The 11,640-nt window shown below is 58.3% G+C and carries 16 protein-coding genes and 1 other annotated feature; of the genes, 11 read left to right on the plus strand and 5 right to left on the minus strand.

Annotated elements, in window-relative coordinates; genetic code table 11:
- Window positions 1–4: 4 nt before the first annotated feature.
- The 4 genes from NW829_RS10110 to NW829_RS10125 form a co-directional block, all read right to left on the minus strand.
- A complete protein-coding gene (locus NW829_RS10110) occupies window positions 5–1,591 on the minus strand; it encodes a mechanosensitive ion channel (RefSeq protein ID WP_414417004.1) in 1,587 nt (528 codons plus the stop codon).
- 549 nt (window positions 1,592–2,140) lie between these two features.
- On the minus strand, window positions 2,141–2,674 hold the full coding sequence (gene rimI, locus NW829_RS10115; protein WP_414351014.1) for a ribosomal protein S18-alanine N-acetyltransferase: 534 nt from the start codon (window positions 2,672–2,674) through the stop codon (window positions 2,141–2,143).
- A 6-nt stretch (window positions 2,675–2,680) separates the two neighbouring features.
- Window positions 2,681–3,130 carry a hypothetical protein gene (locus tag NW829_RS10120; protein WP_414417005.1) on the minus strand — a complete coding sequence of 150 codons (450 nt, stop codon included), beginning with the start codon at window positions 3,128–3,130 and terminating at the stop codon, window positions 2,681–2,683.
- Window positions 3,127–4,269 carry a 5-(carboxyamino)imidazole ribonucleotide synthase gene (locus tag NW829_RS10125; protein ID WP_414417006.1) on the minus strand — a complete coding sequence of 381 codons (1,143 nt, stop codon included), beginning with the start codon at window positions 4,267–4,269 and terminating at the stop codon, window positions 3,127–3,129. The genes NW829_RS10120 and NW829_RS10125 overlap by 4 nt, the downstream gene beginning before the upstream one ends.
- A 142-nt stretch (window positions 4,270–4,411) precedes the next feature.
- On the opposite strand from NW829_RS10125, the gene NW829_RS10130 reads away from it, so the two are divergent.
- The 10 genes from NW829_RS10130 (at window position 4,412) to rplL (ending at window position 9,988) form a co-directional block, all read left to right on the plus strand.
- Window positions 4,412–4,606 (plus strand): hypothetical protein, encoded by a 195-nt coding sequence (locus NW829_RS10130; protein WP_414329471.1) that lies wholly within the window; start codon window positions 4,412–4,414, stop codon window positions 4,604–4,606.
- Window positions 4,607–4,756: 150 nt separating this feature from the next.
- Window positions 4,757–5,155: a hypothetical protein gene (locus NW829_RS10135; protein WP_414329472.1), complete on the plus strand. Its 399-nt coding sequence runs from the start codon at window positions 4,757–4,759 to the stop codon at window positions 5,153–5,155.
- Between the two features lie 5 nt (window positions 5,156–5,160).
- Window positions 5,161–5,916: a tRNA (guanosine(37)-N1)-methyltransferase TrmD gene (gene trmD, locus NW829_RS10140; RefSeq protein ID WP_414417007.1), complete on the plus strand. Its 756-nt coding sequence runs from the start codon at window positions 5,161–5,163 to the stop codon at window positions 5,914–5,916.
- A 3-nt stretch (window positions 5,917–5,919) separates the two neighbouring features.
- On the plus strand, window positions 5,920–6,297 hold the full coding sequence (locus tag NW829_RS10145; RefSeq protein WP_414417008.1) for a hypothetical protein: 378 nt from the start codon (window positions 5,920–5,922) through the stop codon (window positions 6,295–6,297).
- A gap of 103 nt (window positions 6,298–6,400) precedes the next feature.
- Window positions 6,401–6,673: a preprotein translocase subunit SecE gene (gene secE / locus NW829_RS10150; protein ID WP_011432847.1), complete on the plus strand. Its 273-nt coding sequence runs from the start codon at window positions 6,401–6,403 to the stop codon at window positions 6,671–6,673.
- Window positions 6,674–6,735: 62 nt separating this feature from the next.
- Window positions 6,736–7,401, plus strand: a complete 666-nt coding sequence (nusG, locus tag NW829_RS10155) for a transcription termination/antitermination protein NusG (RefSeq protein ID WP_414342805.1) — start codon at window positions 6,736–6,738, stop codon at window positions 7,399–7,401.
- A 9-nt stretch (window positions 7,402–7,410) separates the two neighbouring features.
- Window positions 7,411–7,836, plus strand: coding sequence for a 50S ribosomal protein L11 (rplK, locus tag NW829_RS10160; protein ID WP_011432849.1), 426 nt, complete (start codon window positions 7,411–7,413; stop codon window positions 7,834–7,836).
- Between the two features lie 106 nt (window positions 7,837–7,942).
- Window positions 7,943–8,653, plus strand: coding sequence for a 50S ribosomal protein L1 (gene rplA / locus NW829_RS10165; RefSeq protein ID WP_011432850.1), 711 nt, complete (start codon window positions 7,943–7,945; stop codon window positions 8,651–8,653).
- Window positions 8,654–8,731: 78 nt separating this feature from the next.
- Window positions 8,732–8,891 (plus strand) — a sequence feature (ribosomal protein L10 leader region).
- 59 nt (window positions 8,892–8,950) lie between these two features.
- Window positions 8,951–9,514, plus strand: a complete 564-nt coding sequence (gene rplJ / locus NW829_RS10170; RefSeq protein ID WP_011432851.1) for a 50S ribosomal protein L10 — start codon at window positions 8,951–8,953, stop codon at window positions 9,512–9,514.
- Between the two features lie 63 nt (window positions 9,515–9,577).
- Window positions 9,578–9,988 carry a 50S ribosomal protein L7/L12 gene (rplL, locus tag NW829_RS10175; protein WP_414329114.1) on the plus strand — a complete coding sequence of 137 codons (411 nt, stop codon included), beginning with the start codon at window positions 9,578–9,580 and terminating at the stop codon, window positions 9,986–9,988.
- A 57-nt stretch (window positions 9,989–10,045) separates the two neighbouring features.
- Here the strand turns inward: rplL and NW829_RS10180 are convergent, their stop codons facing one another.
- Entirely contained in the window at window positions 10,046–11,128 is a 1,083-nt protein-coding gene (locus NW829_RS10180; protein ID WP_414417009.1) for a Rieske 2Fe-2S domain-containing protein, read from the minus strand.
- Window positions 11,129–11,391: 263 nt separating this feature from the next.
- Here NW829_RS10180 and NW829_RS10185 point away from each other — a divergent pair.
- On the plus strand, window positions 11,392–11,640 hold a 249-nt coding region (locus NW829_RS10185; protein WP_414417010.1), incomplete at its 3' end, for a hypothetical protein.

Consider the following 11,640-nt stretch of genomic DNA (forward strand, 5'->3'; position numbering starts at 1 on the left):
GCTCTCACTCTCTCTTGAGCCATTGCCGGATCTGCTCGGCAGCTACATCGCGACCTCCCAACCCAAAAGCCAACGCCACTGCCACGGCAATCGCCCCCAGAACCAGACCAAAAGCCAACACCACAATGTCGGTGGCCACGCCCATCTGCTGCAGGGCCATGGCGCCAACAAAAACCAAGATAGCCACCCGCGCCGCCTGGGCCAGTACCCCTGAGGAAGGGCTACCCAAGCTCTTGATCATAGAGTGGGCCAAATTGGCCAAATAAAGACCGATCCCAAACACCAGGGCGCCGATGAGCACCCGACCGGAAATCAGCAACAGCCCCTGCACAATGTCGGTTAGGGCGGCAAACTGCAGCAACTCCACTGCCGGCACCGCCCCAAACAAGACCACGCCTACCCAGACCACCAAGCCGGCGATCTCGGAGGGAGTGCGACGTTTGGCAGCGGGATCCCCTTCAGGCTCAGGAGCAGCGGCCAGGGGCAAGCCCAGCCCCGCGACCAGACGGTCAAAACCCACCGCCTGCAGCAACTGGGTTACCAAGCTGGCCAAAAATTGCCCCAGCAAGTAAAAGACGGCCAGGATCAAAGCGGATCCCGCGATCATGGGAATGGCCCGCAACACCTGCTCCAGCATCGCCACCGCCGGATCGGAGATGGCCCGAATTTCCAAGGCATTCAGCGCCGCAATCACCGCCGGGATCAACACCAAGACATACACCACCGTCCCGACGATCTGGGCCAACTGGGGAACGCCAAAGCGTGCCCCCAACCGATTTGCCCCTGCTGCCACCAACAAATTGGAGACGATCCCACGCACGATGCGGGCCAAAAACCAGCCCACCACACCGATGATCAGCGCCCCCAAAATCCGCGGCACCATCGACAGCAACTGATCCAGCAGGTTTTGCACCGGCTGCAGCGGCCCCTGCAGGTTCAGGGTATCCAGGATGATCGGCAAAAAGAACAGCAGAATCAGCCAGTAAAGGGCATTGCCCAAAGTTTCATTCAGCAGGAAAGGGGTGACCTCTGTACCTCCCTCTTGGCCGGTTGGGGTTCCTTCTGCACCTGCCTCACCGGCAGTGCTTTCCTGTTGCAGAGGCCGGGCCAACTGCTCATCGAGGTTGAAACGCCGCAGCCCCTGGATGACCGCCAGCCGAGCAACAGTGGCCACCACCCAGCCCACAGCCAGCAGCACCAGCGCCCCACCCACCCGTGGCAGATAAACGAAGATTTCCCCCAAAAACCTGTTGAGCGGATCGGAGACAGCTTGAAGCTGCAGGGCATTCAGTACCGCCACCAACACAAAAGCAAGAATCACCCAGTAGACGGCAGCGGCCACCCAGCGCTCCGTTTGGGGCAGCTTCTCGCCGGGCTTTTGGCCCAAAACCCAAGCAGCCAAGCGATTGTCCAGTTGCGTCCTTTTGAGCAGTCCTCTAACGCCGAAGGCTACTGCCATGGCCACTATCCAACCCAGAATTAAGATGACAATCGCCGCAAGGAGATTGGGCATAAAATCGATAAGCCTAGACCAAAGACTGACGACAAAAGAGATGGCCTCATCTCCAATGGTGTTTCCAGAGGTGTCCATAATGATCCTCACAGCTTGAAAATGCTCAGGATGGACAGATAACAAGTGTAGGTTAGCCTGAAGTGTTTTTTCAGGCAAGTTGGCCAAAGGGGGAATATGATATGAAAAATATATATTGAGGCAGAAATGTTGGATCTCGAAATAAAACTTTACATCTTATTAGCCCAAGGACTCCAGCCGTAAGTTGAAGCTCTGATCGGCCACCAAACGGCAAGGATCGAATTCAAGTTGTTGATACCGCAGATTATAGCTTTTCCCCACCGAGCAGGAGCTTTGTAGATTAAGTCAGGATCTCTGTTGTGCGATGGATGCGGCTGCATTGGCTAGAGTCAGTGTTGCTGGGAGGAACTGTAGCGGGCAGTTTGCATCCACAGAATGAGAGCATTTTGATGACCTATATATAAAGAATCAAACGGGCAATCGACACTCGGTCAATGGGTTGGATCCCCTGTAGCCTTGATATGCTTAGCCTATTGGCTTGCTCACTGTCTGGCCTAAGGTGTATCCCGAAATACGTTTGCAGTTCTTCAATTTACAATTGATAGCCTTCTAAATCGGTTTCTTCCAATACACCAGCGCATCTTCTCCGTTGTAATACCCCTTGCGACGTCCCAGCCGTTGAAACCCTGCCGATTCGTACAGGCGGATTGCCGCTTGATTGGAAGCCTTTACCTCCAGAGTGGCCCAGCGGCAGCCTGCTGCTCTCGCTTGGTTCAGCAGTTCTTCCAGAATCCGCCGGCCCAAGCCCTGTTGCCGGTGCTCGGGATCCACCGCCAAGGAGATGATATGCGCTTCTTCTTCAATGCGCCAGAGAATGCCGAAGCCCACCAGCTCTTTTGTCGTCTGCGTCGGCGAAGTGGGGTTTGGAGAGGGAAGGGGAAACTCGGCTCGGCCCGAGCCACACGAAGCGCCAACGGCAGCGGGTTCCGCCACTACCCCAATCACCGTGCTTGTGGGTCGTTCCAGCTCCGCTCGATACCCCTGTTCTCCCCAGTATCCCCCATAGCACCGCCGATCCAGCTCCAGCAGTTGGGGCAGGGCAGTGATGTCCAACAGCTGCAGCCGATAACTCGTACCGCTCATGGTGGCCTAGTCTCGCAATTCGCAGAATTCCGCCAACAACAACTGCCCCAAGGGATCGTCATCGGGAGCCGCGTAGGGCAAGGCTCTGCGGCTGATGCTCAAGATGTTGCCCCCCGATTGGGGATGGTGCTCCGCACCGCTTTCGCGAACAGGCTTGAATTCGTAGTCGATCCCTTCGGTGAAGCCGGCTTCCTGTAGGTAGTCTTGGGCGGCTTTGAGGATCCCTTCTCGCAGTTGCGCTTTGACCGCAGGGGCCATGAGGTGGCGAACAAACCACTGGGCGCTGGCGGGATCCACCCCGGCGAGGTATCGAAGGGCAGGGGTCAACACGGCGGGGCGCTCTTGGGGGGAGAGGCGGTTGACCTGCTGGGCTACCGCGGGCACATCCCGCCGTTGCATGGCCTGGATCAGGGCTTGTGTGGCTGGAGAAAATGAGGGATCCGACACTTGGCTCATGGCTGGGGGTACCAGAGGGATTCGAGGGTGCGGACAAGGGCTGCTGCTTCGAAAGGAGAGGGAGCAGTCGGCAGACAGACGGTTACATGGCCCAGTTTTCGCCCTGGGCGGGCAGGGGTTTTGTGGTACCAATGCACCGTGGCATTGGGGAGCTGGGCCAGGCGCTGCCGCTTTTCTGGGTAATCGCCGGTGGCATGCTCATAGCCCAAGAGATTGACCATCACTGCCCCCCCACACTTGAGGGAGGGATCCCCCAAAGGCAGGCCGAGGATGGCCCGCAGGTGTTGCTCGAATTGTGAGGTGCGGCAGGCTTCTAGGGTGTAGTGGCCGGAATTGTGGACCCGCGGCGAGATTTCGTTGATCCAGATCCCGGCCTTGGGGTGGGGCGGCGGCACCCAGAACAGCTCGATGCCAAACACGCCAACTGCACCCAATTTTTCCATCAGATCGGCTGCCAAGCGCCGGATCTCGGCCTCGGTGGTTGGGGGGATGCGGGCAGGCACCAGGACATGGCGGCAGATTTGCTCAATCTGCACAGTTTCCACCACCGGATAAACCCGGATCTCTCCCTTCAGCCCCCGCGCTACCATCACCGCCAGCTCCCGCTCGAACGGGATCCATTCCTCCAGCAATAGCGGGATCCCCTCAGATTGGCTAAGGGCCTGCTGCAAAGCCGCTCGCTCGTGCAAGATGCGGGTGCCCTGCCCATCGTAGCCCTGCCGCCGTCGCTTGAGCACCACCGGAAAGCCCAGTCCAGCCAGGTCTGCCGAATCCAACACCGCCTCCAGCGGAAAAAAAGTCGGCACCGGCAACCCCAACCGCGCCAGGAACTGCCGTTGGTGCAACTTGTCCAGCAGCGGCTCTAGCGTGCTGAGGCTGGGACGAAAGCGGGATCCCTCCGGATCCAGTTTTTTCAGCTCCGGCAGAGGGATAAACTCGTTTTCAAAAGTAACCACCGGGCAGCGCTCCAACAACTGGGCCGTGGCCTGGCTGTCGGCTGTGGATCCCCAAACCACCCCATCGGCCACTGCCACCGCCGGATCGGTGGGAGCAGCAGCCTGCACCACCAGCGGGATCCCCATCTGGCGAGCTGCCAAGGCCAACATCTGCGCCAACTGCCCGCCGCCAATCACCCCCACAGGTTGGGATCTCTGGTCTTTTGAGGATACCTGGGTTTCCACAGCCGTACCGTTATACTGGGTGGTGGGCCGCTGTCCATTGCTTCTTGGATCCAGAACCCCATTATGGGACCCCTTGCCCTCCAGCGCTAGGAGAAAAACGGTGGAACCCTCTCAACCCTCTGAGCTGAGAGCTCTAATCAACCGGGCTTTGGCGGACAAAGTCTTGACTCGCGCCGAGCAACAGCAGATTCTCAGTGCCGTCATGGCCGATCAAGAAATTTCCCCAGAAGAGCACGAACTGCTGGAATCGATTGTGGAGCGCCTAAACAGTGGCGAGATCCGCGCCGTCGATTAAACCCTGTCTTCAGGTTGAGATTGCCCTCAAGACTTTGGAGAACTAGACTCCAGTCTGTCCTCGAACGCCGGGTATTCTGCTTGTATCCTTGGGCTCATCCCGTCGGGTGGATCGCCTAGAATAATCCACAACCCACCTCTTTCTGCTGCCATGAGTTCTCACTCTTCAGATTGGTTCACGCGGGCTCGCCACATTTTTTACGGCACGGCCACCGCTCTGGTGGAGATCCTGCAAGACCCGGAAAAGCGCACCGAAAACCTCAACCGCCTTTCGATGGACTTGGGACAACTGGCGGCGGAGCTGGAGCAAAAGGGAGAGTTGATCGAGCAGGAGGCAGTTCGTTACGTTGAGAGTCTCAGGGATCCAGCCGCCAACGCCCCCTCGGCAAGTCCTGACTCTGAAGCGCCTGTCGAGAATGCTCCCCCGACACCGGCTTCCTCCCCCAACAAGCCGGCTATCTCCAGAGAAGAGATGGCTGAGTTGATGGAGCTGATCCATCAGATTGAGTCCTTGCGCCTGGATTTGGAGCGGTTGCGCACCTCGTCCTGAGTCCTGTGCGGTTCGATATCCTTACCCTTTTCCCCGAATTTTTTGAAACGCCGCTGCGCATTGGGCTGGTGGGCAAAGCCCTACAGCAGGGGATCGCCGAAGTCCACTGCACTAACCCACGAGACTTCGCCACCGACAAGCACCGCCGTGTCGATGATGAGCCCTACGGGGGTGGGGTGGGCATGGTGCTTAAGCCGGAGCCCTTCTTTGCTGCCGTTGCCTCCCTGCCCCGGTTGGATCCCTGCGAGATCATTCTGCTGACGCCCCAGGGGCAACCGCTAAACCAGGCGCTGCTGCAGGAGCTGGCCCAGAAGGCGCAGCTGATCCTGCTGTGTGGCCAGTACGAAGGCTTTGACGAACGCATCCGCCAATACCTGGCCACCCGCGAGGTGTCGCTGGGGGATTTTGTCCTGACGGGGGGGGAAATTCCGGCGCTGGCCCTGATCAACGGCGTGGTGAGGCTCTTGCCGGGCACTGTGGGCAAGGTAGACTCGTTAAAGAGCGAAAGCTTCCAGGCGGGGCTGTTGGACTATCCTCAGTACACCCGCCCGCCAGAGTTTCAGGGGCACAAGGTGCCGCCGGTGCTCCTCTCAGGCGACCATCAAGCCATTGCCCGTTGGCGTCTGCAGCAGCAGCTGGTTCGAACCTGGCAAAGGCGGCCAGACCTGTTGGCCAAGCGCCCCTTGACCGCCGAAGAGCAGCAGTTGTTGGTAGAGGGGCTGGCGGAGCAGCACCCTCGTGTAAACGAAGCGGAGAAATAAATCATGCTCGGCAAGCTTCTCAACCGTCTCCTGAATCCATCGCCCGTCTGCTGGCGTGGGATCCCCTCGCCCCCAGTGCTGCTTCTGGTGGGGATGGCTTTGAGCTCGGTTCTGAGCGGTTCTGGGGTGGCCCTGGCCCAAAGCGGAAGTGTCAACGAGGCCATTCGCCGCGACAGCAATCCCCCTCTGTTCGATGGCACCAGCATTAACGTCAACGATCTCTTCCGGGCTGCCGACTTCCTCTCCCGCCAGAATGCTGCTTCCCGCTGGGACGGGAAGGCCAGCGTCGATGCTGCTGTGGAGCAATTTAACCAATCCCGCCGCCGCTCCCTGCTGCTTTCTCCCGCTTCCTTGACACCTGAGCCCACCCCCACTCCCTAAGGTTGGATCCCATTCCCGGTAAATCTGTTAGGATCGCAAAGCCGATCCCGTGCCTGCTGAAATGCGGTACACCGTTTTCGGGATCCATTAGGAGAACACCGCCGTGGTTAAGAGCACCCCCTCCAGCAAAGCCGATACGGAACAGCGTTTGGATCCCGCCAGCCGGGGTCACTCCAAAGACAGTTCCACCGCACCCAAAGGGATCCCGGGTTTTATTCAAGAGACCCGCACAGAATTAAGCAAGATTGTTTGGCCGAGCCGCCGGCAATTGATCGGCGAGTCGGTAGGGGTCTTACTGATTGTGTTGGCTTTTGCTTCCTTCATCTACCTGGTCGATCAAGTGTTTGCTTGGGTAGCCACTCAGCTGTTCTTGTGATGTTCTGTCCTGAGGGGCAAGAGAGTCATGTTCAAGGATGGCTACAGGGAGGATGTGAGGTGATGAGGCCAGAGCAGCAGCGAAAACGTCGTGGGGGCCGTGTGGAGCACTTTGAGCCTGCAGACGCGATCCCGGAACCAGACGAGGGGGAAGGTCAAGAGCGTCGCAACCTGCGCTGGTACGCCGTGCAGGTGGCCTCAGGCTGCGAGAACAAAGTGAAGAGCACCCTGATGCAACGGGCGGCTGCTTTGGATGTGGCGGATCAAATTGTCGAGGTGGTGATCCCGAAGCGGACGGGCTTCAAGCTGGATCGAACCGGCAAGCGCCAGGAGCAAGAGGAGAAGATTTTTCCCGGCTATGTCCTGGTGCGCATGGACATGAACGACGACACTTGGATGGTGGTGAAAACAACCCCCAATGTGATCAACTTTGTTGGCACGGAAGAAAAACGGGCCTACGGTCGTGGTCGGGGGCATGTTACGCCGCGTCCCCTCAGCCAAAGTGAGGTGCAGCGCATCTTCAGCAGCGTCGAGGTGGAGGAAGTGCCCCTCAAAATCGACATGGCCCCTGGCGATCGCATCGAGGTGCTATCCGGCCCCTTCCAGGGTTTCTACGGCGAGGTGGTGGAGGTCAGCCCAGAACGGGGCAAGCTCAAGGCGTTGATCTCGATTTTCGGGCGCGATACCCCGGTAGAATTAGAGTTTGGTCAAGTGCGAAAAGAGGTGTAACTGCGTTTCATGGCTAAGAAGTTGGTGGCCGTGGTCAAGTTGGCCATTCAGGCGGGCAAGGCCACCCCCGCTCCCCCCATTGGCCCAGCCTTGGGTCAACACGGGGTCAACATCATGGCCTTTTGTAAGGAGTACAACGCCAAGACGGCGGATCAGGCCGGGATGGTGGTGCCTGTTGAAATCTCCATCTTCGAGGATCGCAGCTTTACCTTCGTCCTCAAGACGCCGCCAGCTTCGGTGTTGATCAAGAAGGCTCTGGGCATTGAGTCTGGCTCCAGCGAGCCCCACAAAACCAAGGTGGGATCCCTGACCCGAGCTCAACTGCGCCAGATCGCCGAGCAGAAGCTGCCGGATTTGAATGCCCACGATGTGGAGGCGGCCATGAAAATTATTGCCGGAACTGCTCGCAGCATGGGGGTGACGGTAGTGGATTGATGGAGGGATCCCTTGCCCGGTCTGAGGTGTTCACGGTCTTGAAAAAGTTGTTCTAGCAAACCACTGTGGGGGAGAGAAGTTCTCGTCAGTACCCCGAGGAGAAACGATGGCTCGAAAGCTTTCCAAACGTATGCAGGCTTTGCGGGAGAAGGTGAAGCCCATTGCCTATGCTCCCGAAGCCGCTTTGGCCCTGATGAAGGAGACGGCCACCGCCAAATTTGAGGAGGCGGCAGAGGTTCACATCCGCCTGGGGATCGATCCCAAGTACGCCGACCAACAACTGCGCACCACCGTGGTCTTGCCCAGGGGCACCGGCCAAGAAATCCGAGTGGCGGTGATTGCCCGCGGCGAGAAAGTGGTGGAGGCCCAAAATGCAGGGGCGGATCGGGTTGGATATGAAGACCTGATCGAGGAAATCAGCAAGGGCATGATGGATTTTGACCTTCTGATCGCCACCCCCGATGTGATGCCCCAAGTGGCCAAGCTGGGGCGGCTGTTGGGGCCGCGCGGCCTCATGCCTTCTCCCAAGGGGGGAACGGTGACCATGGATCTGGCCCAGGCGATCAAAGAGTTTAAAGCCGGCAAGCTGGAGTACCGGGCGGATCGCACCGGCATTGTGCATTTGATCTTCGGCAAGTGCAAGTTCCCCGTCGAAGCTCTGCTGGAGAACCTAAAGGCAGTGCAGGAGTCCATCGATCGCAACCGTCCCTCTGGAGCCAAGGGCAAGTATTGGCGAACCCTACATGTTTCTGCTACAATGGGCCCCTCGATTGAGGTTGATATCAATGCCCTGCGGGAGCTGAAGTTGGCGACCTAAGCCTGGCTTCGGCGCTGCGATGGGTTGAAAAGGGTTTGAGTGAGTGAATTTGGAGGAGGATCCCGGCAGAACATCTTTCCCCAGTCGAATAGCAAGCCGAAGACAGCAGGTGCCCGCGGGCTTAATGTCCTGCCGAGGTTTGAGCGAAGTTCAAAGGGATCCCTTCTTGGATCGCTTTTGAGGGTGCGCTTATCTCCATGCGTCTCGGCTACGGCTGGGGCGCATTCTGTTTGGTGGAACCCAGATTCACCACCCGTTCAACCCTGGGTGACCATTGACAACAAAGGAGGTGAGCGCATGGGCAAGCAACCTTTAGCGAAGAAAGCGGAGATCGTCGATAAAGTCCGATCCCTGCTGCAGGCCAGCCAAATGGTGCTGGTGATCGACTACAAGGGGCTGACCGTTGCGGAGATGGACCAACTGCGGGCAGAGCTGCGCAAGTCGGATTCGGTTTGCATGGTTGTTAAGAATACCCTGATGCGGCGAGCCATCGCCGACCAAAAAGCTTGGGCAGGGATCATTCCCTTTTTGGCGGGGCCGACGGCCTTTATCTTGATTCGGGGCGATATTTCAGCCGCCCTGAAGGCGTATCAGGATTTTGCCAAGCAAACCAAGAAAACCGAGTTCCGCGGTGCCGGCATTGAAGGGCTATCCCTGACCTTGGAGCAGGCCAAGGCCATCGCCGAGCTACCGCCCAAGGAAGTGCTCATGGCCCAAGTGGCGGGCAGCCTCAAGTCGGTGGCCACCGGCCTGGCGGTCGGGCTCAATGCTGTGCCCACGCAAGTGGCGCGCGGTATCCACGAGATCCCAGCCTCTCTGGGGCGGGCCATCCGGGCCATTGCCGACAAGGAGGCCGCATAAAGGGCTTCAGTTCATCAGCCCAAACCTGTGTATCGATTCTGTTACCCCCAAGGAGAAACCATCATGTCTTCAGAGCGCGTTGCAAAGATTTTGGAAGAGTTGAAAGCCTTGAGCTTGCTGGAAGCTTCCGAGCTGGTGAAAGCCATCGAGGAAACCTTTGGCGTCAGTGCAGCAGCCCCAGCCGGCGGCATGGTCATGGCAGCTCCTGTGGCAGCGGCGGCGGCAGCTCCGGCGGCAGCCCCTGAGCCGGTGGAAGAGCAAACTGCCTTTGATGTCATCCTCGAGGCTGTGCCAGCCGACAAGAAGATCGCCATCCTCAAGGTGGTGCGCGAGTTGACCGGCTTGGGCCTGAAGGATGCCAAAGATCTGGTCGAGGCGGCTCCCAAACCCGTCAAAGAAGGGGTTGCCAAAGAGGAAGCCAACGACATCAAGAAGAAGCTGGAAGAAGCCGGCGCCACCGTCAAGATCAAGTAGTTCCAGTTACGAGGGGAGCGCCTCTCCCTGCTCTGACGAGGAATCTAATCAAGACTCTCAAACCCAAGGGGGGCTGCTCCGGCCCCTCTTTTGGGTCTGCCCGACCATTGGCGTGGGTTCGGGATCCCTGCTCCGCCGCGCTTCCACCTCTCCGTGAGCTTTCAAGAGGGCAGCCAGCTTGCGACGCATGACGATGCTGGGTTTATCGGTAAACATGTGCTGCTCCGCCTTGATATCGAGGGGAACGTCATAGTCGGTGCTTTCCAGAACCCGTTGATCCTCAAGGGTCACCTGCCGATCGAAGGCGATGATACTCTCAGCACTCACCTCTGCTTCCGAATCGTTGCGTAAACAGAATTGCACCACCTGCGAGGTTTGGTCGTCGATGGGGGTAGCCGCTGTGAAAATGATGTGGATGAGGCCGTTGGGGTAGGTGATTTTGAGCTTGCGACCAAAAGGCATAAACCAGGTGCCCTCCAGGATACGCACTGTGCGATCCTCTGACATCCGCAAGTTTTGCTTCTGCAAGTCACTGTTGAACACCGGCAAAACAGAGGTGGCCCGAAGGCCGTACTCCAGCTCTTCAAGGCTGTCCAGATCGGGGGGTACAGGCTCGGAGATCACCCCAAAGCTCTGCTGATGGACGAAGTGGGGATGGGCATTGTCAAAGGAGTTTTCCATCAGGCGCAGGCCAGCACATTTCCAGACCTCATAGAACTGATGAATTTGGCGAAACCGGGGATCCGCCACCTCTGAGATCTCGGGAATATCGGTCAAGGGATCCGCCAATGCCACCCAAACATAGCCATAGCGCTCTTGGCAGCGAAACCCCTCCACCTTGTAGGTAGGGGGGATGAAGTTGTCTGTAAGTTGGGGCACCTTCACACAGGTGCCAGAGCCGTCAAACTCCCAGCCGTGATAGGGGCAGCGGATGTGGCCATTGCAGACGACCCCCTTGGAAAGTTGGGCCGAGCGATGGCAGCAACGATCCAAGACGGCGCAGGGCTGCCCCAACTCATTGAGCCAAAGCACCAAAGGGGTCTTCAGCAGCGTGAAAGCTTGTGGGCCGGCTTCCAGAGCTGATACTGGGATCACAGGGTACCAAAACCGCCTCAGGACAGGTTGCTGAGTAACAAGCATAAACCCGCTCCACAAGTCTTGTTCGAAGGATCATGAGCCAGCTTTTCGTGAGCCCAGGTGACTCAAAGCATTGCCCTCAGCAAAAAGAGTAGGCGTCGAAATACCCGAAGTCCGTATAAGCCAACACAGCTTTGCCCTGCCACAGCGGTCGCGTTTGGACATCGACAACTCCCCCTCTATCCAGAGATGGGCTATTGATTGAGGGAAGTAGAAAAGTGTCGGTGGGCTTCTGTTGGCATGTGGCTGTGGGGAGAGGTGGAAAGGTGCAAAACGAATTGAACCCCAACCGAGATCTCCGTAACACAGGGATCCCGGCCCAACCTACTGCAGAGTCCACCTCCCCCAAACCAGAACCGGCTGCTGAGAGCCAGGCAAATTGCTTGACAGACGGAGAGGTGGATCCAGAGCCCCGCCTCAGCCGTTCTCAACAAGAACGACAGCAGGAACGCCGCTCCTTACCTTGGCGCCTGGGGCTGGCCAACGTGCTCTCGGCAGGGTTGCATTTCATCGCG

Origin of the sequence: Synechococcus sp. R55.8 (assembly GCF_047461895.1) — a bacterium.
GTDB lineage: Bacteria > Cyanobacteriota > Cyanobacteriia > Thermostichales > Thermostichaceae > Thermostichus.